We start from the raw sequence: 22,254 nt of genomic DNA, 5'->3' as shown, positions 1-22,254 counted from the left end.
CCTCCGCCCCCGCCGTCTCGACACGCTCCTCCCCAGGCCCTGTCGCGCGCGTTCCTTCCAGAGTTTTCATCGACCCCGGAGGAGGCGGTGAGTCGACCCCCGGTAGCGTGCCGCCATGACAGCGCAGGACGACATCGACGCGGACCGCGCGCCCGCGAAGGACTTCTCGCACGAGCAGGAGGGCTACCAGCACGGCCTGAAGCCCCGTCAGCTGCAGATGATCGCGATCGGCGGGGCGATCGGCACCGGGCTCTTCCTCGGCGCCGGCGGCCGCCTCAACTCGGCCGGGCCCGCGCTGGCGATCGCCTACCTCGTCGCGGGGATCTTCGCCTTCTTCATCCTCCGCGCGCTCGGCGAGCTCGTCCTGCACCGCCCCTCCTCCGGGTCGTTCATCTCGTACGCCCGCGAGTTCTACGGCGAGAAGTTCGCCTACGCGGCCGGGTGGATGTACTTCCTCAACTGGGCGATGACCTCGATCGTCGACACGACCGCCGTCGCCGTGTACCTCAAGTACTGGTCGGCGTTCACCGCAGCGCCGCAGTGGCTCCTCGCGCTGATCGCCCTCGTCGTCGTCCTCGCGGCGAACATGGTGGCGGTCAAGGTGTTCGGCGAGCTCGAGTTCTGGTTCGCCCTGATCAAGGTGACGGCGCTCGTCGCGTTCCTCGTGGTCGCCCTCATCTGGCTGGTCTTCGCCTTCCCCGTGCAGGCCGGCGGCGAGAGCGTGCGGACGGGGTTCTCGATCCTGTCCGACAACGGCGGGATCCTCCCCAACGGACTCCTGCCCGCGGTCCTCGTGATGCAGGGCGTCGTCTTCGCCTACGCCGCGATCGAGCTCGTCGGGACAGCCTCCGGCGAGACGCAGGACACCGAGAAGGTGATCCCGCGCGCGATCAACTCCGTGATCGTCCGCATCGCGGTCTTCTACGTCGGCTCGATCGTCCTGCTGTCGCTGCTGCTCCCCTACACCGCCTACAAGGAGGGCGAGAGCCCCTTCGTCACGTTCTTCTCCTCGATCGGCGGGCCCGAGGTGGGCGCGATCGCCGGGTCGATCATGAACTTCGTGGTCCTCACCGCCGCGCTCTCCTCGCTCAACGCCGGCCTGTACTCGACCGGCCGCGCCCTGCACTCGATGGGCATGAACGGATCGGCACCGAAGTGGACGACGAGGATGTCCCGCGGCGGAGTCCCGTACGCCGGGATCCTGCTCACCGCGTCCTTCACGGTCGCCGGGGTGGTGCTGAACTACTTCGTGCCGAGCCAGGCGTTCGAGATCGCCCTCAACATCGCGAGTCTCGGCATCATCACGGCCTGGGGGACGATCATCCTCTGCCAGATGCGGCTGCGGCAGTGGGCGAAGAAGGGCCTCGCGAAGGAGCCGTCGTTCAAGCTGCCGGGCGCCCCGGTCACCTCGTGGCTCACGCTGGTCTTCCTGGCCGTCGTGCTGGTGCTGATGGCGATCGACTTCCCGGTCGGCACGCTGACGATCGCGTCGCTCGTCATCGTCGTCCCCCTGCTCGTGGCCGGCTGGTTCCTTCAGCGCGACCGCATCCTCCGGATCGCCGAGCTGCGCGACGGAGTGACCGGCCCCTTCCCGGTCACCGGGCGCGACCCCGCCAACCGGGTCCGCCGCGACGACGACGGCACGAGCTGATCCGAGCGGCCTCGACAGTACGCTCGACCGGCGGGCGCCCTCACGCCCGCGGACGGGAGCGGCATGGCCACGGTGGACTCCGCTGAGCGGCGAGCTCGGCTGATCGGGCTGCTCGAGCGCGACGGCGCGATCCGACTCGACGACGCCGCGGCCGAGCTCGACGTCTCGACCATGACGGTGCGGCGGGATCTCGCCGACCTCGAGGCGGAGGGCCGGCTCAGCCGGGTCCGCGGTGGTGCCGTCGCCGCGCTCCGCCCGCGCCCCTTCGCCGAACGCCTCGCCGCGGGAGCCGCCGCGAAGCGCGAGATCGCGCGCAAGGCCGTCGCCCTGCTGCCCTCGTCCGGCGCCGTGGCGGTCGACGCCTCCTCGACCGCGGGCACCCTCCTCGGCACCGCCCCCGAGTCGCCGGGGCTCCTGGTCGCGACGAACTCGCTCGAGAACCACGCCAGCGCCCGCACCACCCGGGCCCGCGTCGTCCTGATCGGCGGCGAGCTCGAGGAGGAGACCGACAGCTTCGTCGGCCCCCTGGCCTGCGCGAGCGCGGCCGAGCTGCACTACGACCGCTTCTTCACCTCCGCCTCCGCCGTCTCGATCGCGGGCACCAGCGAGGTGACGCTGCAGGAGGCGCAGGTGAAGCGGGTCTTCGTCGCCGCCTCGAGCGAGACCGTGCTGCTCGTCGACTCGTCGAAGCTCGAGCGGTCGGCGCTCGCCCGCGCGCTCGACTGGGCGGCGATCAGCGTGATGGTCACCGAGCTCGAGCCGTCCGACGAGCGCCTCGAGCCGTTCCGCGGGCTGGTGGAGCTGCGGTGACGGCGGGAGCCGCACAACGAAGGCTGAGAAGCCGAGAACGGCGAATTCTCGGCGATCCGTCCTTCTCAGCCTTGGTTGTGCGGCTCCGAGCACCGAGACCCGCCCGCCGACCGTTGACGCATCCGGCGGTGGCTGTTAGCTTCTGTGACAGTTAACAAGTTCGTTCAACCCGACGGAGAAGTCATGGCCTCGACCGCCGCAGAGCTCATCGCCCGCTCGAACCGCCTCGGCGCCGACCCGAAGAACACGAACTACGCGGGTGGCAACACCTCCGCGAAGGGTGTCGAGACCGACCCCGTCACGGGCGAGCCCGTCGAGCTGATGTGGGTCAAGGGCTCCGGAGGAGACCTGGGCACGCTCACCGAGGCCGGCCTCGCCGTGCTGCGGCTCGACCGCCTCCGCGCGCTGGCGAACGTGTACCCGGGCCTCGACCGCGAGGACGAGATGGTCGCCGCCTTCGACTACACCCTGCACGGCAAGGGCGGCGCCGCCCCCTCGATCGACACCGCGATGCACGGCCTCGTCGACGCCGCGCACGTCGACCACCTGCACCCCGACTCCGGCATCGCGTTCGCGACCGCCGCCGACGGCGAGAAGCTCACCGCCGAGGCGTTCGGCGGCCGGGTCGCGTGGGTCCCGTGGCGCCGCCCCGGGTTCCAGCTCGGTCTCGACATCGCGGCGATCAAGGAGGCGAATCCCGGCGTCATCGGGGCGATCCTCGGCGGCCACGGCATCACCGCCTGGGGCGACACGAGCGAGGAGGCGGAGGCGAACTCGCTCGAGATCATCCGGGCCGCCGCCGCCTACATCGCCGAGCACGGCGCTCCCGAGCCCTTCGGCCCCGCCCTCGACGGCTACGCCGCCCTGCCCGAGGAGGAGCGCCGCGCGAAGGCCGCCGCCCTCGCCCCGCACCTGCGCGCCGTCGCCTCGCACGACCGCCCGATGGTCGGCCACTTCACCGACTCGACCGAGGTCCTCGACTTCCTGGCGAGCACCGAGCACCCCCGCCTCGCGGCGCTCGGCACCTCCTGCCCCGACCACTTCCTCCGCACCAAGGTGAAGCCGCTGCTGGTCGACCTGCCCGCCACCGCCTCCGCCGCCGAGATCCTCGAGCGCCTCCCCGCGCTGCACGAGGCGTACCGGGCCGACTACCAGGCCTACTACGACGCCCACGCGACGCCCGAGAGCCCCGCCATCCGCGGTGCCGATCCGCTCGTCGTGCTGGTGCCCGGCGTCGGCATGTTCTCGTACGGCGCGAACAAGCAGACCGCCCGCGTGGCCGGCGAGTTCTACGTGAACGCGATCAACGTGATGCGCGGTGCCGAGGCGATCTCGACCTACGCGCCGATCGACGAGGCCGAGAAGTTCCGCATCGAGTATTGGGCGCTCGAGGAGGCGAAGCTGCAGCGGATGCCGAAGCCGAAGCCGCTCGCGTCGCGGATCGCGCTCGTCACGGGCGCCGCCTCCGGCATCGGCAAGGCCATCGCCACCCGTCTCGCCGCCGAGGGCGCGTGCGTCGTCATCGCCGACCTGGACCTCGCCAAGGCGCAGGCCGCCGCGGCCGAGCTCGGATCGACGGACGTCGCCGTGGGCGTCGCCGCGAACGTGTCGAACGAGGCCGCCGTGCAGTCGGCGATCGACGCCACCGTGCTCGCCTTCGGCGGACTCGACCTGGTCGTCAACAACGCCGGACTCTCGCTCTCGAAGTCGCTCTTCGACACCACAGAGGCCGACTGGGACCTGCAGCACAACGTGATGGCGAAGGGCTCGTTCCTCGTCTCGAAGGCGGCCGCGCGGGTCCTCGTCGACCAGAAGCTCGGCGGCGACATCATCTACATCTCGTCGAAGAACTCGGTCTTCGCCGGCCCCAACAACATCGCGTACTCGGCTACCAAGGCCGACCAGGCGCACCAGGTCCGCCTTCTCGCCGCCGAGCTCGGCGAGTTCGGCATCAAGGTCAACGGCATCAACCCCGACGGAGTCGTCCGCGGCTCCGGCATCTTCGCCTCGGGCTGGGGCGCGAACCGCGCCAAGACCTACGGCATCGAGGAGGAGGACCTGGGCAGGTTCTACGCCCAGCGCACCATCCTCAAGCGCGAGGTCGTCCCCGAGAACGTCGCGAACGCGGTGTTCGCGCTGTGCACCTCGGACTTCTCGCACACGACCGGGCTGCATGTGCCCGTCGACGCGGGCGTGGCGGCGGCCTTCCTGCGATGACATCGTCATCGCGGGAACGCCGCCGCCGCGCCCGAAAGGCGGCAGCCCTCACTCCGGTAGATCGTGGAACGCAACGGCGACCCTCAATGGGTCGCATCCCGGTCTCCCGAGAGATCCAGCGCCCAGAGACGTCAGCACTCCGAGGAGTCCTCCGATGAAGGCCGTCGCGGCCGTCGACCTCGGCGCGACCAGCGGCCGGGTCATCCTCGGCTACGTCGGGCGCGACGAGCTGCGGATGCGGCACGTGGCCCGCTTCCCGAACCAGCCGGTGCGGGTGACCGAGGGGAACACCTCCGGACTGCACTGGAACGTGCTCGAGCTCTACCGCTCGCTGAGCGCCGGGCTCGCCGATGCCGTGCGCGAGGAGCCCGACGTGGTGTCGATCGGCGTCGACTCCTGGGCCGTCGACTACGCGCTGCTGCGCGGGGGGCGGATGCTCGGCACGCCGTACCACTACCGCGACGAGCGCGCCGCGCGGGGCGTCGCCGACGTGCACGCCCGCATCGGCGCCGACGAGCTGTACCAGCGCAACGGGCTCCAGCACCTCGCGTTCAACACGCTGTTCCAGCTCGCGGCCGAGCGCGAGACGCTCGCGCTCGCCGATCGGGCGCTGCTGATCCCGGATCTGATCGGCTACTGGCTGACCGGCGTCGCCGCGACCGAGATCACCAACGCCTCGACCACGGGGCTGCTGCGCCCCGACACCCGCGCGTGGGACGACGAGCTCCTCGCGCGCCTCGACCTTCCGCACGAGATCCTCGCGCCGCTGATCGAGCCGGGCTCCGCGCTCGGCCCGCTGCTGCCCGAGGTCGCCTCCGAGTTGCCCGGCGCGCCCGCGCGGCTCGGCGTCGTCGCCGTCGGCTCCCACGACACGGCCTCGGCCGTCGTCGCGGTGCCGTCCACCGACGACGACATCGCGTACATCTCGAGCGGAACCTGGTCGCTCGTCGGCGTCGAACTCGAGAAGCCGGTGGTCTCGCTGGAGGGTCGGGCCGCCAACTTCACCAACGAGGGCGGCGTCGACGGGCGTGTCCGATTCCTGAAGAACGTATCGGGACTGTGGCTCCTGTCGGAGTCGATCCGCACCTGGGAGAAGCAGACGGGCGAGCGGATCGACCTGACGGCGCTGCTCGCCGCGGCCGCCGCCATCCGCGGACCGATCACGACCTTCGACGCGGCCGACGAGCGCTTCACGCCGCCGGGCAACATCCCCGGCCGGATCGTGGAGTGGTGCGTCGAGCGCGGTCTCGCCCAGCCGCGGACCCGGGCGGAGTTCGTGCGCTCGATCCTCGAATCGCTCGCGGAGGCGTACGCGACGACGCTCGAGCAGGCCGCGGCGCTCTCGGGCACGCGGATCGCCGCGGTGCACGTCGTCGGCGGCGGGTCGCAGAACGAGCTGCTCTGCCAGCTGACCGCCGACCGCACCGGGCTGCCCGTGCTCGCCGGCCCGGTCGAGGCGACGGCGATCGGCAACATCCTCGTGCAGGCGCGGGCGCAGGGCCTGGCCTCGGGGTCGCTGGAGTCGCTGCGCGCCCTGGTGCGGGCGGCGTTCCCTCCGGTGCGCTACACGCCGCGCGGGCGCTGAGAGCACTCCGGCGCCACCTCGGGCTCGCAGGATCCCGTTCGGCTCGTCGGAACCGGCTGATTCCGCGAGCCGAAGGACGTTTCGCGAGCCCGACGTGATGTCGCGAGCCCAAGGTGATTCCGCGAGCCCGACGTGAGCGCTCGGGCGTGCTCAGCGACGCGACCGGTCGGGCGCGCTCTCCTCCGGCGCGGGCTCGGGAGACTCGCCGACAGGAGCACGGCCCGAACCGGCCTCCCCGGACTCCCCGGAGGCCGGCTCCCCGCGCAGGTACTGCGCGGAGATCACGCGGAACGACCGGGTCCCGAGCGCCGCGGCCGCCGCGAGGATCATGATGATCCCGCCGATCAGGAACACCAGCGCGATGCCGCGGCCGATCCCGTCGCCGAGCAGCCCTCCCCAGGCCGACCGTCCCTCCGCCGACTCCATGTAGGGGATGAGCGCGAACTCGGCGATCGGCGCGATGAGGAACGCCGTGACCGGAGCCGCGGCCGACTCGAAGGCCGCCGCGAAGCCGAAGACCCGCCCCTGGGTCTCGAACGGCACGACCTTCTGGATCACCGTCTGCTCGGCGGCCTCGACCGCCGGGATCAGCGTCATGTAGATCCAGATGCCGCCGGCGTAGAGCCACCACCAGTCGCGGAGGGTGAACACGGCGCCGATCAGGCCCATCGCCATCACGAGCAGCAGCATCGTCCGGACCGGGTTCCTCCCGAGGCCGAACCTCGCGACCAGCAGACCGCCGATGATGAAGCCCGTCGCGGTCACGCCGAGCACGATCCCCCACACCTCCACGGGGAAGAGCTCCAGCCCGTACGGATCCATCAGCGCCATGTAGACGCCGCCGATCAGGTTGTTGAAGGTCGAGAAGACGATCAGCGCGAACAGTCCGGTCGCCGCCCGCACCGCCGACACGCTGCCCCGCAGATCGATGAACGGGGCCTGCTCGCCGTCCGTCGCGGGCCGGTCCTCCGGGATGCTCAGGAACAGCAGGTGGACGAGGGCGGCGGCGGAGGCGGCGATCGCGATCAGCATCGTCCACCCCATGCCGAGCACGCCGATCGACAGTCCGCTGAACACGCTCGTGACCACGAAGGCGAGCCCCTGCACCGTGCCGACCAGCCCGTTCGCGTTCGCGTGGCGCTCCACCGGGACCAGGAGCGTCACCGAGGTGGACAGGGCGATGTTGCGCATGTTCTCGATGACGGCGCCGAACAGGATCGTGCCCGAGAACACCCAGAACCAGGGACCGCCGAAGTCGAGCAGCACCGACTCCGGGAGCACGAGGTACAGCCCGCCCGCGACGCCGAACGACACGAGCGTGACCGCGCCGGCGAACAGCATCACCCGGTACTTGCGGTGCCGGTCGACGATGCTGCCGAAGGCCATCGCGAAGATCGCGACGAGCAGCATGTAGGCGCCGCCGATGATGCCGGTCGCGAGCACCGACCGCGTCTCGAGGTACACCCAGAATGTGAGCGCGAACCAGAGGAAGCTCGTCGTCACGTTCGCGAACGCCGTGTTGACGAGGATCTGGTGGAAGGTGCGGAGGCTCGTCCTCCCGAGATCCGCGGTCTCGGGGGCGGGAGTGTCGGAGGACATGCTCACCTTCCGCTCGATGACGGTAGCGCGCTCTCCGGCGAGCCCGCAGCAGCCACTCTAGGCTCGCGTTCCCGCCCGGTCGAGGGCCACCGGCGCGCCCGGTCTACTCGCCGAAGAGGGCGAGGATGTTCCCCCTCGCTGTCGCGCACGGACGCCGGTCGACAGGTGGGCTCGGCATCGCCGCGGAGCCGGCCCTTCCGTTCGCCGGCGACTCGGCACTAGTCTTGTCGTCTCGTGCCAAAACGTTTTGGCGGCCGCCGGTGGACATCGTCCGCCGAGCGACCTGCACTCGAAGAGGAGACAGCATGTCCACCCCCGTCCTCAGCCGCCGCACCGTCCTCCGGGTCGCGGCGAGCATCAGCACCGTCGTCGCCGCGTGGTCCGGTCAGCTCGAGCCGGCTGCCGCTGCCGCTGCCGCCCCGGTCGCCGCGGGCCGCCGCTCCGTCCCGGTGGGCCTGCTGTGACCGCCGCCGTCGCGACGACGTCGAGCGACGCCCGTGTCTCGAACGTCTACGACGTCACCGACTGGAAGGTGCGCGGCCGGAAGGTGACCGCGCAGAGCGATCTGGGCGCCGTGATCAACGACATCATCGCCGAGATCAAGCGCACGCAGCCCGCCCAGGCCGACAAGCCCGGCGCCGTCGTCTACATCCCGCCGGGGACCTACTCGCTGAAGACCCGCGTCGTCGTCGACATCAGCTACCTGACGATCCGCGGATCCGGCCACGGCTTCACCTCGCTCAGCATCCGCTACAACGCCGGCGTCACCTCGGCGTGGAAGGAGCTGAACCCCGGCGGCAGCCACGTCCGCGTCGAGAACACCGACGGCACCTCGGAGGCGTTCCTCGTCACCCGCACGGGCGACCCCCGCCTCAACTCGGTCACCTTCGAGAACTTCTGCCTCGACGGAGTCTCGTTCGGCGCCGACGAGAACTCCTACCGCAACGGCAAGGTCGGCATCCGGTTCGCCACGGCGACCGACGCGACGCGGGTGCGCGGCATGGGCATGGTCTACCTCGAGCGCGGGCTCATCGTCCAGGACGCCGACGCCCTCGACGTCTCGGGCAACTTCCTCGCCGAGTGCGGCAGCTGCATCGAGCTCGTCGGCTCGGGCCAGGCGTCGAAGGTGAGCGACAACCACCTGGGGGCCGGTCCCGTCGGCTTCTCGCTCTTCGCGGAGGGGCACAACGGACTCCTGATCACCGGGAACAACGTGTTCCCGCGCGGGATCGACTCGGTGCACCTGAAGAACTGCTACCGCTCGAGCGTCTCGTCGAACCGCCTGCACTCCTTCTACCCGGGCATGATCACCCTCGAGGGGAACTGCAAGGAGAACCTGATCGCCTCCAACGTGCTCGAGCGCCAGGTCGAGACCTTCGGGCCCTTCATCGGGGTCGGGAACGGGCGCGACGACCTGTTCGGCGTCGTCCAGGTGAACGGCGACGGCAACACGATCACCGCGAACCACGTCTCGCTGATCATGCCGCCGGAGCAGGTCGCGCCGGCGGGAGCGACGCCCGCCGTCTTCCGCGTGCAGTCGGGGGACCAGAACCAGATCGGCGCGAACCACGTGATCACGAACCTCGTCGTCCACACCGTGGTGCTCGACGCCGGCACGACGAACTCGCACGTGTTCGACAGCGGCACCGAGGCGCAGTTCAGGGCCGCGACGACCAGCTACGGATTCCGTCCGACACCCTGACCTGCAGAGGCAGAGACAGGAGGGGGGCGCGGCCGCCCGCCGCGCCCCCCTCCACCCCAGCACCGACCCGAGAGCGAGAGAGACACCCATGCCGTCCGCCAACCTCTACGACGTGACCACCTGGCCGATCGGCGATCCCTTCGAGGACATCGGCGAGGTCTTCACCAGCATCCTCGCCGACATCAAGAGCCGGCAGACGGCCACCGATGACGACAGCCGCGGCAAGCCGGGGGCCGTGATCGTCGTGCCGCCCGGCGACTACCCCCTCCTGACGCAGGTCGTGATCGACATCAGCTACCTCAGGATCCAGGGCTCCGGGCACGGCTTCACCTCGTCGAGCATCCGCTTCAACGTGCCCGAGGAGGAGTGGCCCGACCTGCACGAGCTCTGGCCGGGGGGCAGCCGGATCATGGTCCGGATCCCCGTGGCCGACGGCGCCGACGAGAGCGAGGGGGCGGCGTTCCTCGTGAAGCGCGAGGGCAGCCCCCGGATCAGCTCGGTCGAGTTCGCGGACTTCTGCATCGACGGGCTGCACTTCGAGGCGGACGGCTCCGACCGGCACCCCGAGAACACCTACGTCAACGGGAGGACCGGCATCCGCGTCGCCGGCGCCAACGACTCGTTCCGCGTCACCGGCATGGGGTTCGTCTACCTCGAGCACGCCCTCCGGATCGACAACGCCGACGCGCTCTCGATCCACGACAACTTCATCGCCGAGTGCGGATCCTGCATCGAGCTGCGTGGCTGGGGTCAGGCGTCGAAGATCACCGACAACCTGATCGGAGCCGGACCCCGCGGTCACTCGATCTACGCCGAGAACCACGGCGGGCTGCTGATCACGGCGAACAACGTCTTCCCGCGCGGCGAGAGCAGCGTCCGCCTCCGCGGCGTCACCCGGTCGAGCGTGACCAACAACCGGCTGCACTCCTTCTACCCCGGGATGGTCGTGCTCGAGGCGGGCAGCTCCGAGAACCTCGTCGGCTCGAACCACCTCCTCCGCGACCACGAGCCGTGGACGCCGTTCCTGGGCGTCGACAACGGGCGGGCCGACAGCGACGGGCTCCTCGTCCTCGACGGCAGCGACAACTCCGTGATCGGCAACTTCTCCGAGGTGGTCGACTCGCAGAAGGTCCGTCCCGCCGGCGAGCGACCGGTCGTCATCCGGCTGACGGCGGGGACCGGGAACCACATCGCCGCCAACCACATGGTGGGCAAGGACGTGCGCGCGGCCTCGGGCGGCTCGGCCTTCGAGGCGCAGGTGGACGCGCTGCTGCACACCGGAGCCGCCGGCGGGCTCGCCCTCGCGACCGTCGTCGTCGACGCCGAGTCGGTCGGCAACACGATCCTCGACTCCGGGACCGACGCCGAGGTCGTCGCCGACCGGAGCGTCAACGCCGTCAGAGCCACGCCCGGGATCGGGGACTGACGGAGGGCGGGCGCCGCTCGATCAGGCGAGCGCCCGCGCCTCCGCCCGCCCGCCGACGGCGCGGGCGCTCGTCGCCGGGGCGATCGGCCCGCCCAGCACTCCGGCCGAGGTCACGACCTCGAGGACCGGCCCGTCGAGGAGCACCTCGAGGCGACCGCCGCGGTGGGGGGCGCTCGAGGTCTCCGCGCCTGAGCGCTCGAGCGCGACCGCGGCACCGTCCCAGACCAGCGCCGTCGCCGCCCCGAGCTCGAGCCGGTCGCCCGCGCCCTCCGGGGTCCAGCCGATCAGCACCGGGGCACCCGTCAGATCCTCGAGGTCGACGGGAGCACCGGGGGCCGACGCCCACGCGGGGTGGGGCAGCACGACGAGCCGGTCGTCGCGGATCCCGAGCAGGTGCGGGACGCTGAGCGCACCGGTCCAGCCCGCCTCCGCGTCCTCGACGCCGCGCATCCAGAACATCAGGCAGGGGCGGCCCTCCGCGTCGCGGAAGAACGACGGGGCGTAGTAGGAGTCGCCGAAGCTGAGCCGCCCCCAGTCGCGCGCCTCGAAGCGGCCGTCACGGTACTCGCCGATCCCGTAGGCCGCGTAGTGCAGGACGTCGGCGTCCCACACGGAGCTGATCAGCACGTGCCGACAGTCGATCTCGACGATCTGCGGGCACTCCCAGAGCGCCCCCGTCCACACCGGCTCGCGCTCGCTCGTCGAGCGGCGGGCGGCGACGCCGTCGTACTGCCACGAGTCGAGGTCGGCGGAGGTGTAGGTGATCGCGAGCGCGTCGCCGGAGGAGGTGCCCGCGCCGACGAACATCCGCCACCCGGCCTCCTCGCGGAGCACGAAGGGATCGCGGAAGACCACGAGGTCGAGGTCGGCGGGCGGCCGGAGGAGGACGTCGCCCTTCTCCCACACGTCCCAGCTCGGATCGGTCGGGCGCGCGACGCGGATCCGCCCGAGCGCGTAATCCTCCGCGATCGTCGAGGTGTAGAGGATGCGAGCACCGTCCTCCGCATCGACGAGGCTACCGGTCCAGATCCCGCCGTCGCCGTCGCCCGGGGCGAGTGCGATCGGGCGGCGCTCCCAGTGCAGCAGGTCCGTCCCGACCGCGTGGCCCCAGTGGCAGGTCGGCTGCCAGACCGCGCTGCCGGGCACGTACTGGTGGAACAGGTGGTACCGCCCGTCGTGGACGGTGATCCCGTGCGGATCGTTGATCCAGCCGGACTCGGCGGTGAAGTGGATGCGGGGGCGTTCCGCCCGAGGCGCGGGGGCGCCGTCGAGACGTCCAGCCGCGTCGATGGAGGTCGAGGTCATGAGGTGACAATACGTTTTGCCAAAACGTCTTGTCAAACGTCGGCATCCCGTGCATGCTGTCCTTCGTCGGCATCCGTCGACCCCCCGGCACCCCCGCACAGCGCTCTCGATTGGAGCCGAATCAATGTCGCTTCGCAGAACACCCCGCCCCCTCGCCCGGCGCAGAGTCCTCCTGGTCGGCGCCGTCGCCCTCGCCTCGACCACCGTCCTCGCCGGCTGCGGCGCGGGCGGCGGCACCGGCGCCTCCGGCGATGCCGACACGGTCATCGTCCTGGTCGAGGCAGGCGGTCTCGTCGAGCTCCAGCCCATCGCGGACAAGTTCACCGAGGACACGGGGACGACCGTCGACTTCGTCGAGCTGCCCTACGACGGGCTCTACAACCGCCTCAACAGCGAGTTCTCCGCGGGCAGCGTCTCGTTCGACGTGGCGGCCCTCGACGCGATCTGGCTGCCCGCCTTCGCCGGCGCCGTGACTCCGCTCGACGACCTCTACACCGACGACGTCGTCGCAGACCTCTTCCCCTCCCTCGTCGAGGAGGCGGACGTCGACGGCAGCTACGTCGGCATGCCGGCGTGGACAAACTCCGAGATCCTCTACTACCGCACCGACCTCTTCGAGGACCCCGCTCAGCAGGCGGCCTTCAAGGCCGAGTACGGCTACGACCTCGTCCCGCCGACCACCTGGCAGCAGTACCGCGACGCAGCCGCCTTCTTCACCCAGGACACCGACGGCGACGGCACGACCGACCTGTACGGGACCGACGTGAAGGGCGCCGTCGAGACGGAGTGGCTCGCGACGCTGTCGCAGACCGGCGAGACGACCATGGTGACGGACACCGAGGGAGCCGTCTCGCTCGGCGACGCCGAGAGCAAGGAGGCGCTCGACTTCTACACGAGCCTGCTGCCCTACGCTCCTCCCGGCGCCGCGCAGCTCGACTGGGCCGGGGCGCAGAACCTCTTCAACCAGGGCCAGACGGCCATGATGCGCTTCTGGGCGCACGCCTACCGGCAGATCCCGGCCGACGCCGCGGTCGCCGGCAACGTCGGAGTCGCGCCGATGATCGGCGGCGAGGCCGGGCCCGCGGGAGTGCCCGGCGCGTGGTACCTCTCGGTCGCGGAGGCGAGCGAGAAGCAGGAGAAGGCACTCGAGTTCGTGCAGTACGCCTACGACAACAACGAGCTCAGCGCCGAGACCAGCCTGGGCCTCGCCTCGCGCATCTCGGTCCTCGAGAAGTACCAGGACGTCGAGGGCTTCGAGAACTACAAGCCGCTGCTCGACACCCTGAACTCCCCCGCCACCCTCCCGCGCCCCGCGGTCGCCGAGTGGCAGCAGATCGTCGACACGGTGCTGATCCCGATGCTGCAGAAGTCGGTCGAGCCCGGAGCCGACAACCAGCAGCTCCTCGACGACGCCGCGCAGCAGGTCGAGACCCTGGTGGCGAAGTGACCTCCGCCACTCAGGCGCCGGCCGCGGGCCGGACGGGGACCTCCCCCTCCGGCCCCCGGCCGGACCGGCCCCCGCGCCGCTCGCTGAGCGACAAGCGCTTCGCCACCCTCCTGATGGTCCCGGCGACGCTGTTCCTGGCCGTCTTCGTCGGCTGGCCGCTGCTGCAGTTCGTCGGCGACTCGTTCTTCTCGATCGACCCGATCGGCGGGACGCGCGACTTCATCGGGCTCGGCAACTACGCCGCAGCGTTCGCCTCGCCCGACTTCCTGAACGCGTCGTGGCGGACGGTCGTCTACACGATCATCGTCGTCGCCCTCGAGTTCGTCCTCGGCCTGGGTGTCGCGCTGCTCTTCACGGCCCTCGGCGACGCGTCCCGGGTCTTCCGCACGATCTTCCTGTACCCGCTGATGATCGCGCCGATCGTGGCCGGGCTGCTCTGGCGGTTCCTCCTGATCGACAACGTCGGCATCGTCAACGAGGTGCTCGCCCGGATCGGGATCCTCTCCTCGCCCGGCCAGATCGCCTGGCTGAGCGACCCCTCGATCGCGCTGTTCTCGGTCGCCATCCCCGACATCTGGCTGACCACCTCGTTCATCACCCTCGTGCTGTTCGCCGGCCTCCAGAACATCCCCGGCGACATCATCGAGGCCGCCCGCCTCGACGGAGCGCGCTACCCGGCGATCCTCTTCCGGATCGTGATCCCGCTGCTGCGCCCCGTCATCGCCGTCGCACTGATCCTGCGCGGGATCGACGCCGCCCGCGCGTTCGACGTGATCCTCATCCAGACCAACGGCGGACCCCAGCAGAGCACCGAGACGATGTCGCTGCTGATCTACCGCACCATGATCCGATTCGGAGATCCGGGTCTCGCCAGCGCGATGGGCACGATGTACCTCGTCGTCATGCTCGCCGTCGCGCTCGTCGCGATCCTCGCGATCTGGCGACCCGGTGGAGAGCAGAACTCATGAAAGGCCTCGAAGCCACCCGCGTCGGCCCGCGCGCGATCATCTGGATCGCCCTCGCCCTCGCCGTCGTCCTGTACGGATTCCCGTTCGTCTACATGCTGCTGACGTCCTTCAAGACGCCGCTCGAGACGATCTCGGTCCCGCCGCGGATCCTGCCGACCCAGTGGACGCTCGACAACTACTCCGCGGCGCTCTCCCGGGACGGAGTCGTCGCCTCGTTCATCAACAGCATCGTCACCGCGGTGCTGAGCACGGCCGTCTCGCTCGTCCTCGCTATCCCTGCGGCCTACGCGGTCACGAGGTTCCGGACCCGCCTGGGGCGCGTCTTCATCGTCGGCGCGCTGGTCATGCGGATGGTCCCGCCGATCGTCGTCGGGGCGCCGATGATCTCGATCTTCCGGAGCCTCGGCATCGCCGACACGTCCCTCGCCCTGGCGATCGCGCACACCACGATCTCGCTGCCCCTCTCGATCTGGCTGATGTCGAGCTTCTTCGAGGCGGTCCCGGCCGAGCTCGAGGAGGCGGCGAAGATCGACGGCGCGAGCCGGCTCGGCGCACTGTGGCGGGTCGTGATCCCGGTCACGGCGGGCGGAGTCGCGGTGACCGCGATCTTCGCGTTCCTCGCGTCGTGGAACGAGTTCCTGTTCGCGCTGCTGCTCACCGCCGTCCGCGCGCAGACGACTCCGATCGTGATCGCGAACTTCCAGACCCAGTTCGGCCTCGACTGGGGCGCGATGACCGCCCTCGCCGTCCTGTACTCGGTGCCCGTGATCCTGCTCACCCTGGTGCTCCAGCGCCACATCGTCGCCGGGCTCACGCTCGGCGCCGTCAAGGGCTGACGCCGGTAGTCTCGGCGGCGGCGAACGATCGAGGAGGTGTCGGACATGGCGCAGAAGGCAGTCGGCATCCGCGACGTCGCTCGCGAGGCGGGCGTCTCCGTCACCACGGTCTCGCACATCCTGAACGACGTGGAGTCGGCCCGGGCGAGCGTCGAGACCCGGGAGCGGGTGCGGGCGACCGCGGCCCGCCTCGGCTACGGAGCGAACCGGATCGCGCGGAGCCTGCGTCGGCAGCGGACCGAGATGATCGGCCTCATCAGCGAGGAGATCGCCACCACCCCGCACGCCGGCCGGATCATCCTCGGCGCACAGGAGGCGGCGCACGCCCACGGGCTGACGCTGGTCCTGATCAATACCGTGCGCGAGTCGTCCGACCTGAGCGCGGACATCGACACGCTGCTCCGCCAGCAGGTCGACGGGATCCTCTTCGCCACGATGTTCCACCGCGAGGTCTCGCTCCCCCACCCGCCGTCGGTGCCGACCGTCCTCATCGACGCGCGCGACCTCGGCGGGCTCATCCCCTCCGCGGTCCCGGACGAGGTCGGCGGAGCGAGGGCCGCGGTGTCGGAGCTGGTCGACGCCGGGCACCGGCGCATCGGGTTCCTGACCAACCGGGAGGACGTGCCCGCGACCCGCCTGCGCCTGCAGGCCTACCGCGAGATCCTCACCGAGGCCGGTATCCCGATCGACGAGTCGCTGATCGTCGAGGAGCTCTCCGAGAGCCCGGGCGGCTACCGAGCGGGCAAGCTGCTGCTCGAGCGGGCCGACCGGCCCACCGCGCTCTTCTGCTACAACGACCGCATGGCGATGGGCGCCTACCGCGCCGCCGCCGAGCTGCACCTCGAGATCCCCCGCGACCTCTCCGTCGTCGGCTTCGACAACCAGGAGATCATCGCCGAGGGCCTCTACCCGCCCCTCACCACCGTCGCCCTCCCGCACTACGAGATGGGCGCCTGGGCGGTCGACACCCTCGTCGGCCTCCTCGCGGGCCGCGGCGAGGAGCTGCTGCTGGCATCGCACCCCGTCCTGCTGCCCTGCCCGCTGGTCCGCCGCGACTCCGTGCAGGCACCGCCCGCCCCCTGACCGAGGGGTGCACCGCAGCCGCCGCACGCGGCGGAGCCGCTTCGCCCCCCCCCCCCTGCTGGTCGAGTAGCCCCGCAGGGGCGTATCGAGACCCACCAGCGTCAGCGGATCGGTCTTCTGCCCCGGCCTACTGACGGACGTCGATCTCGATACGCCGCGTCCCGCGCTACTCGATCAGCGAAGAAGAGGACCACACGCAGGAGGTCAGCAGATCAGGCGTCAGCCCCGGGCTTCTGATGGACGTGGATCTCGATACGCCGCGTTCCGCGGCTGCGGGCTCGATCAGCGAGGGAGGGGACCATCCCCAGAAGGTCGATTCTCCTCACAGACCTTCGCAAGCTCGCTGGTCGAGCCCGCAGCCCCGCAGGGGCGTATCGAGACCCATCTCCCTTCGAACGTCGGCCGGCGCCGGCGCCCCCTCCGCTCGAGAGGAGCACGCGAGCCGCCCGTCAGGCCTCCGGGCTCGCCGAGACGAACGGCTCGAACGGGTCGGCTCCGCCGGCCTCGAGCCAGTCGTACTCGACACTCTCGCCGCCGATGCACCAGGTCGACGGAGTGGGCGAGTCGAGCCAGTCGACCGGCTCCACGCCGCCGGGGGCGCCTCCGTCGAGCGCGATCCGGAGGGCCGCCGCCAGGTCGTCGTCGACGGCGGCCGAGCGGGTCGAGGGGTCGACCGAGACGAACAGCGCGGTGCCGCTGCGGGCGACGAGGTCGAGGAACCGGCGGTTCAGCTCCCAGTCGGTGCCCGGTGTGCTCGCCACGCAGTCGGGGTCGGCGGTGAAGAAGGCGCCGTGCTGCGCGAGCCGGAAGGCGATGGTGTTGACGCCCACGCGGCGGGTGCGGTCCCAGTCGAGTCCTGAGGTGTCGTCGCCGATCCGCTGGGCGTGCACGAGGCCCGCCGCGAGGTGCCCGACGACGTCGCAGCCGAGGACCATCGCATCACCGGAGGCGGCCAGTGCCGCGCGGTAGAAGCCGACGAGCGCCTCCGCCGTGGTCGCCGAGGGATCGTGCAGCGCCGGCCCGCCGCCCGGTGACGCTCCCATCTCGGGGCCCCACTGGCCGAGCAGGTCGTAGGTCGAGAAGTCGTGCTTGATGAGCTCGAAGCCCCAGCCGCTCAGCCGGGCGAAGTCCTCGGTGACGAGCTCGAGGACCGCGGGCGAGCTCGGGTCGAGCGCGATCGCACCGTCCCGGGCAGCACGGGCGCCCTCGATCGAGGAGTCGCGGGTCAGCAGCGGCCGGAACCAGACGCCCGGTCGCACGCCCTCCTCCCGGATCGCTGCGGCGGCCGCGGCCATGTCGGGGAACTCCCGGGGTCGACCGCGCCGCCACGGGCCCGGGGAGGAGGCGAGACCGTCGGCGGTGCCCTCGAGGCTCCAGCCGTCGTCGATGACGCCGAAGGGGCGCACCGCGTGGTCGCCGGCGAGGTCGGCGACCAGGCGCGCGTCGCGGACCACCGCGTCGAGCCCGAAGTCGCGACCGTAGGCGTAGTACCAGTTGTTGGCGCCGACCAGTGGCCCCGCCGTGTCGAGCGGATCGGCGCAGAGGAGGCGCATCAGCTCCTGCTGCGCGCGGAACGCTCCGGCGTCGGACGTCGTGCGGCGGACGGTGGCGGCGTGGATCGCGCGGTCGCCCGGGCGGACGGCCGCTCCTCCGCTCCGCAGGTCGAGCGTCAGCGTGACCCCGTGCGGGTCGACCTGCCAGAACGCGAAGGCGCCGCCGCGGACCTCGACGCCGAAGCCCCGGGTGACCCCGGAGACCGGGTCGGCGACCAGCGCCGTCCACGGCAGCACGCGCTCCGGTCGCACCGCGCACCACTCCAGCTCGCCGTACGAGCGCTCCCATGCGTCGCCGAGCACGCGGGCCGAGGAGGGCGTCGCCTCGTGCCAGCGCAGGGCGACCCGCGCGACTCCGGCGAGCGCCGCGACGTCGATCCGGAGGCCGTGACCGACCCCCGTCAGCGCGACCCGCACGCCCGAGCGATCGCTCGCGACGAACGGGCCGGAGGGGTCGACCTGCACCCGGATCGAGTCGGGGGCGGGGACGGACAGCTCTGTCACGGGGGCTCCTTCTCGCCGCGGCCTGCCGAAGAACGACAAGCGACGGCTATATGTCACGACATTGGCGCAAACCTTGCGCGCCAAGAATCTACCCGTGTAGCTTCCCTCTTGGCTACACGAGTAGCTAAAGGCCCGACCGGGCAGCACCACGGCATTCGACGAAGGAGTCACCGTGCACTCACATCCGACCCGCGCCCCCCGCGGCGAGCGGCGCAGCCGATGACCGCGACCCGCCCCGCCCTCCCCGCGAAGGTCTCCCCCGGCCGCCGGGCCGCCAAGCGCCGCGAGATCCTCGTCGCCCTCGCGTTCGTGCTGCCGGCGGCGATCGGCTTCGGCGCGTTCTACGTCGCCCCCGCCGTCCGCGGCATCTACCTGAGCTTCACCGACTACAACCTGATGAGCGCCCCGTCGTTCATCGGCCTCGACAACTACGTGCGCCTCGCCTCCGACCCGCTGTTCTGGAACTCGGTCGGCGTGACCCTGCAGTACGTCGCCATCAACATCGTCGTGCAGACGATCGTCGCCGTCGGTCTCGCCGTGCTGATGCACCGCTTGACGCAGTCCGTCGTCATCCGCGGCACGATCCTCCTGCCGTTCCTGATCTCGAACGTGATCGCGGCGATGATCTGGTTCCTGCTGCTCGACTACCAGCTCGGCTTCGTGAACAGCGTGATCGAGTGGCTCGGCCTCACGCGGATCCCGTTCTTCGCCGACTCCGGCTGGGCGATCCCCACCATCGCGCTGGTGAACGTGTGGCGGCACATGGGCTACACCGCCCTGCTCGTCTTCGCCGGGCTGCAGATGATCCCGCCGTACGTCTACGAGGCGGCGGCGATCGACGGCTCGAGCGAGTGGCGCTCGTTCTGGAGGATCACCCTCCCGCTGCTGCGGCCGATCCTCGCGCTGGTGCTCGTCATCACCGTCACCGGGTCGTTCCAGGTGTTCGACACCGTCGCCGTGACGACCAGGGGCGGGCCGGTCAACGCCACCCGGGTGATCCAGTACTACATCTACCAGGTCGGCTTCGGCGAGAACGACTTCGGCTACGCCAGTGCGATCTCGGTCGTCCTGCTCCTCATCCTCGCCTGCGTCGCGTTCTTCCAGCTCCGGCTGATGCGCGCCGACCAGTCCGACCTCGCCTAGGGATCCCCGATGACCTCCACCCTGATCGCCGACGCCGTCGTCGGCCCCGCCGCCCCCGACCCCGGCTCGCCCCGCCGAGCCGTCCGCCGCCGCCGCCCCTCGTTCGGCCGGGTCCTCGCCTGGACCGCGATGATCGTGGCCCTGTTCGTGACGCTGTTCCCCTTCTTCTGGATGATCCGCACGGCCTTCTCGACCGAGAACGCCCTCGCGAGCAACCCCACCTCGCTCCTGCCGGTCGAGTTCACCTGGGGCGCGTTCGCCCGGGTGCTCGGCTTCGCGACGCAGGAGCAGGCGATCGCCGAGGGCGGCTCGGGCGCCTCCGTCGACTTCTGGCTCTACCTGCGCAACTCCGTCGCCTACGCGACGCTCGTCACCGCCGGTCAGCTGCTGTTCTGCTCGCTCGCCGCCTACGCCTTCGCCCGCCTGCGCTGGCCGGGTCGGAACCTCGTGTTCTCGGCGTTCCTGACGGCGCTGATGGTCCCGCCGATCTTCACGGCGCTGCCGAACTTCGTGCTGATGCGCGACCTGGGGCTGCTCAACACGATCCCCGGGCTCGCCCTGCCGACCCTGCTGATGACCCCGTTCGCGGTGTTCTTCCTCCGCCAGTTCTTCCTCGGCATCAGCCGCGAGATCGAGGAGGCGGCCGAGCTCGACGGCGCCGGCAAGCTCCGCATCTTCTTCCGGCTGATCGTGCCGATGAGCGTCGCCCCGCTCGCCACGCTCGGGATCCTCACCTACATCAACACCTGGAACGACTACTTCTGGCCGCTGCTCGCCGGCAACACGGAGGAGTCGCGCGTGCTCACCGTCGCGCTCGGCGTGTTCCGCTCGCAGACCCCCAACGGCAGCCCCGACTGGGCAGGGCTCATGGCCGCGACCCTCGTCGCCGCCGTCCCCGTCCTGATCCTGTTCCTCGCGTTCGGGCGCCGGATCGTCGACTCCATCGGCTACTCCGGCGTCAAGTGACGCCCTCCCGAACCCCTCGCACCCCCTCCCTCGCAATGAAGCAGAAAGGTCGCAGCACCATGTCCAGAACCCTCCAGAGGTCCGCCCTCACCCTCGCCGGCGTCACCGCCCTCGGACTCTCCCTCGCCGGCTGCGTGGGCGGCGGCTCCGGCACCGGGACCGCCGACAGCGCCGACATCGACACCAGCGCCGCCTCGGGCACCATCGACTACTGGCTCTGGGACAACAACCAGAAGGCCGCCTACCAGAGCTGCGCCGACGGATTCCAGGAGGCGAACCCCGACGTCACCGTGACCATCTCGCAGTACTCGTGGGACGACTACTGGACCAAGCTGACCAACGGCTTCGTCGCCGGCACCGCGCCGGACGTGTTCACCGACCACCTGTCGAAGTTCGCCGACTTCGTCAACAACGACCAGCTCGTCGCCCTCGACGGCGTCGTCGAGAAGGACGGCATCGACGTCACGCAGTACCAGGACGGCCTCGCCGACCTGTGGGTCGGCCAGGACGGCAACCGCTACGGACTCCCGAAGGACTGGGACACCGTCGCCGTCTTCTACAACCAGGCGCTCATCACCGACGGCGGCTACACGCCCGAGCAGATCGCCGCCCTGCAGTGGAACCCGGACGACGGCGGCAGCTACGAGCAGGCGATCGCGCACCTCACGGTCGATGTGAACGGCGTCCGCGGCGACGAGCCCGGCTTCGACAAGAGCCGGGTCGCCGTCTACGGCCTCGGCCTCGACAGCGGCTCGGGCGGCGGCAACGGCCAGACCCAGTGGAGCATGTACGCCGGCACCACCGGCTGGACCTACACCGACAAGAACCCGTGGGGCACGCAGTACAACTACGACGACGAGCGCTTCCAGGACACCATCGGCTGGATGGCCGGACTGATCGAGAAGGGCTACATGCCCTCGGTCGCCGCCGTCACGGGCAGCGACTCGACGCAGACCTTCGGCGCCGGCAAGTACGCGATGCTCACGAACGGCTCGTGGAACATCAACTCGTTGACCGGTCTCAGCGGAGTCGAGGTGGGCATCGCCCCGACGCCGGCCGGCCCCGACGGCACCCGCTCGACGATGTTCAACGGCCTCGCCGACTCGATCTGGTCCGGCTCCGACAACAAGGACGCCGCGGCGGCCTGGGTCGAGTACATGGCCTCCCCCGCCTGCCAGGACGTCATCGGCGAGCAGGGCGTGGTGTTCCCCGCCATCCCGAGCGGCACCGAGAAGGCCCAGGCCGCGTTCTCGGAGCGCGGCATCGATGTGAGCGCGTTCACCCAGCAGGTCGACGACGGGACCACGTTCCTCTTCCCGATCTCGGACAACGCAGCGAAGATCACGGGCATCATGACGCCCGCCGTCGACGCCGTCCTCGAGGGCCAGGCCGACCCGTCCTCGCTCACGGACGCCAACGAGCAGGTCAACGCGCTGTTTGAATAGCCGAAGCGGTGGGG

The 22,254-nt window shown here is 70.7% G+C and carries 17 protein-coding genes; 14 read left to right on the top strand and 3 right to left on the bottom strand.

Annotated features, from left to right (window positions below; genetic code table 11):
* Nucleotides 1-115: 115 nt before the first annotated feature.
* The 4 genes from GRS92_RS17810 to GRS92_RS17795 all read left to right on the top strand — a co-directional run bounded on the left by GRS92_RS17810 (nt 116) and on the right by GRS92_RS17795 (nt 6,263).
* A complete protein-coding gene (locus tag GRS92_RS17810) occupies nt 116-1,651 on the top strand; it encodes an amino acid permease (protein WP_159859368.1) in 1,536 nt (511 codons plus the stop codon).
* Nucleotides 1,652-1,714: 63 nt separating this feature from the next.
* The gene (locus tag GRS92_RS17805; protein WP_159859365.1) at nt 1,715-2,461 is read left to right on the top strand and encodes a DeoR/GlpR family DNA-binding transcription regulator; all 747 of its coding nucleotides are present in this window, start codon (nt 1,715-1,717) and stop codon (nt 2,459-2,461) included.
* 183 nt (nt 2,462-2,644) lie between these two features.
* Nucleotides 2,645-4,678 (top strand): bifunctional aldolase/short-chain dehydrogenase, encoded by a 2,034-nt coding sequence (locus GRS92_RS17800; protein ID WP_159859362.1) that lies wholly within the window; start codon nt 2,645-2,647, stop codon nt 4,676-4,678.
* 154 nt (nt 4,679-4,832) lie between these two features.
* Nucleotides 4,833-6,263 (top strand): rhamnulokinase, encoded by a 1,431-nt coding sequence (locus GRS92_RS17795; protein WP_159859359.1) that lies wholly within the window; start codon nt 4,833-4,835, stop codon nt 6,261-6,263.
* Between the two features lie 150 nt (nt 6,264-6,413).
* Here GRS92_RS17795 and GRS92_RS17790 read toward each other — a convergent pair whose 3' ends face one another.
* Entirely contained in the window at nt 6,414-7,862 is a 1,449-nt protein-coding gene (locus GRS92_RS17790; protein WP_159859356.1) for an MFS transporter, read from the bottom strand.
* 305 nt (nt 7,863-8,167) lie between these two features.
* Here GRS92_RS17790 and GRS92_RS17785 point away from each other — a divergent pair, with 305 nt between their 5' ends.
* The 3 genes from GRS92_RS17785 (at nt 8,168) to GRS92_RS17775 (ending at nt 10,990) form a co-directional block, all read left to right on the top strand.
* Nucleotides 8,168-8,326 carry a hypothetical protein gene (locus GRS92_RS17785; protein ID WP_159859353.1) on the top strand — a complete coding sequence of 53 codons (159 nt, stop codon included), beginning with the start codon at nt 8,168-8,170 and terminating at the stop codon, nt 8,324-8,326.
* Nucleotides 8,323-9,564, top strand: coding sequence for a NosD domain-containing protein (locus GRS92_RS17780; RefSeq protein ID WP_159859351.1), 1,242 nt, complete (start codon nt 8,323-8,325; stop codon nt 9,562-9,564). The genes GRS92_RS17785 and GRS92_RS17780 overlap by 4 nt, the downstream gene beginning before the upstream one ends.
* An 88-nt stretch (nt 9,565-9,652) precedes the next feature.
* Nucleotides 9,653-10,990 carry a NosD domain-containing protein gene (locus GRS92_RS17775; RefSeq protein WP_159859348.1) on the top strand — a complete coding sequence of 446 codons (1,338 nt, stop codon included), beginning with the start codon at nt 9,653-9,655 and terminating at the stop codon, nt 10,988-10,990.
* 21 nt (nt 10,991-11,011) lie between these two features.
* Here GRS92_RS17775 and GRS92_RS17770 read toward each other — a convergent pair whose 3' ends face one another.
* Entirely contained in the window at nt 11,012-12,295 is a 1,284-nt protein-coding gene (locus GRS92_RS17770; protein ID WP_159859345.1) for a glycoside hydrolase family 32 protein, read from the bottom strand.
* Between the two features lie 124 nt (nt 12,296-12,419).
* Between GRS92_RS17770 and GRS92_RS17765 the strand changes: the two genes are divergently transcribed.
* From GRS92_RS17765 to GRS92_RS17750, 4 genes are all read left to right on the top strand, one after another.
* On the top strand, nt 12,420-13,742 hold the full coding sequence (locus GRS92_RS17765) for an ABC transporter substrate-binding protein (RefSeq protein WP_159859342.1): 1,323 nt from the start codon (nt 12,420-12,422) through the stop codon (nt 13,740-13,742).
* 113 nt (nt 13,743-13,855) lie between these two features.
* Entirely contained in the window at nt 13,856-14,710 is an 855-nt protein-coding gene (locus GRS92_RS17760; RefSeq protein WP_159859413.1) for a carbohydrate ABC transporter permease, read from the top strand.
* Nucleotides 14,707-15,546 (top strand): carbohydrate ABC transporter permease, encoded by an 840-nt coding sequence (locus tag GRS92_RS17755; RefSeq protein WP_159859339.1) that lies wholly within the window; start codon nt 14,707-14,709, stop codon nt 15,544-15,546. Before GRS92_RS17760 ends, GRS92_RS17755 begins: the two co-directional genes overlap by 4 nt.
* A gap of 45 nt (nt 15,547-15,591) precedes the next feature.
* Entirely contained in the window at nt 15,592-16,629 is a 1,038-nt protein-coding gene (locus tag GRS92_RS17750; protein ID WP_159859336.1) for a LacI family DNA-binding transcriptional regulator, read from the top strand.
* A gap of 449 nt (nt 16,630-17,078) precedes the next feature.
* On the opposite strand, the gene GRS92_RS17745 is transcribed toward GRS92_RS17750, so the two are convergent.
* Nucleotides 17,079-18,686 (bottom strand): hypothetical protein, encoded by a 1,608-nt coding sequence (locus tag GRS92_RS17745; RefSeq protein WP_159859333.1) that lies wholly within the window; start codon nt 18,684-18,686, stop codon nt 17,079-17,081.
* A gap of 219 nt (nt 18,687-18,905) precedes the next feature.
* Between GRS92_RS17745 and GRS92_RS17740 the strand changes: the two genes are divergently transcribed.
* The 3 genes from GRS92_RS17740 to GRS92_RS17730 are packed head-to-tail and all read left to right on the top strand — an operon-like array spanning nt 18,906 to nt 22,240.
* Nucleotides 18,906-19,829 carry a carbohydrate ABC transporter permease gene (locus tag GRS92_RS17740; protein ID WP_159859330.1) on the top strand — a complete coding sequence of 308 codons (924 nt, stop codon included), beginning with the start codon at nt 18,906-18,908 and terminating at the stop codon, nt 19,827-19,829.
* Between the two features lie 9 nt (nt 19,830-19,838).
* The gene (locus GRS92_RS17735) at nt 19,839-20,795 is read left to right on the top strand and encodes a carbohydrate ABC transporter permease (protein WP_159859327.1); all 957 of its coding nucleotides are present in this window, start codon (nt 19,839-19,841) and stop codon (nt 20,793-20,795) included.
* A 59-nt stretch (nt 20,796-20,854) separates the two neighbouring features.
* A complete protein-coding gene (locus tag GRS92_RS17730; protein WP_159859324.1) occupies nt 20,855-22,240 on the top strand; it encodes an ABC transporter substrate-binding protein in 1,386 nt (461 codons plus the stop codon).
* The last annotated feature ends 14 nt before the right edge of the window (nt 22,241-22,254 follow it).

Origin of the sequence: Rathayibacter sp. VKM Ac-2754, from assembly GCF_009807095.1 — a bacterium.
In the GTDB taxonomy this organism is placed as follows: Bacteria; Actinomycetota; Actinomycetes; order Actinomycetales; family Microbacteriaceae; genus Rathayibacter.
This window is presented reverse-complemented; position numbering and strand designations above follow the sequence as displayed.

Coding starts and splice junctions, on each gene's coding strand:
- GRS92_RS17810 (WP_159859368.1), top strand. CDS start 116: ATGACAGCGCAGGACGACATCGACGCGGACCGCGCGCCCGCGAAGGAC.
- GRS92_RS17805 (WP_159859365.1), top strand. CDS start 1,715: ATGGCCACGGTGGACTCCGCTGAGCGGCGAGCTCGGCTGATCGGGCTG.
- GRS92_RS17800 (WP_159859362.1), top strand. CDS start 2,645: ATGGCCTCGACCGCCGCAGAGCTCATCGCCCGCTCGAACCGCCTCGGC.
- GRS92_RS17795 (WP_159859359.1), top strand. CDS start 4,833: ATGAAGGCCGTCGCGGCCGTCGACCTCGGCGCGACCAGCGGCCGGGTC.
- GRS92_RS17790 (WP_159859356.1), bottom strand. CDS start 7,862: ATGTCCTCCGACACTCCCGCCCCCGAGACCGCGGATCTCGGGAGGACG.
- GRS92_RS17785 (WP_159859353.1), top strand. CDS start 8,168: ATGTCCACCCCCGTCCTCAGCCGCCGCACCGTCCTCCGGGTCGCGGCG.
- GRS92_RS17775 (WP_159859348.1), top strand. CDS start 9,653: ATGCCGTCCGCCAACCTCTACGACGTGACCACCTGGCCGATCGGCGAT.
- GRS92_RS17770 (WP_159859345.1), bottom strand. CDS start 12,295: ATGACCTCGACCTCCATCGACGCGGCTGGACGTCTCGACGGCGCCCCC.
- GRS92_RS17765 (WP_159859342.1), top strand. CDS start 12,420: ATGTCGCTTCGCAGAACACCCCGCCCCCTCGCCCGGCGCAGAGTCCTC.
- GRS92_RS17760 (WP_159859413.1), top strand. CDS start 13,856: ATGGTCCCGGCGACGCTGTTCCTGGCCGTCTTCGTCGGCTGGCCGCTG.
- GRS92_RS17755 (WP_159859339.1), top strand. CDS start 14,707: ATGAAAGGCCTCGAAGCCACCCGCGTCGGCCCGCGCGCGATCATCTGG.
- GRS92_RS17750 (WP_159859336.1), top strand. CDS start 15,592: ATGGCGCAGAAGGCAGTCGGCATCCGCGACGTCGCTCGCGAGGCGGGC.
- GRS92_RS17740 (WP_159859330.1), top strand. CDS start 18,906: ATGACCGCGACCCGCCCCGCCCTCCCCGCGAAGGTCTCCCCCGGCCGC.
- GRS92_RS17735 (WP_159859327.1), top strand. CDS start 19,839: ATGACCTCCACCCTGATCGCCGACGCCGTCGTCGGCCCCGCCGCCCCC.
- GRS92_RS17730 (WP_159859324.1), top strand. CDS start 20,855: ATGTCCAGAACCCTCCAGAGGTCCGCCCTCACCCTCGCCGGCGTCACC.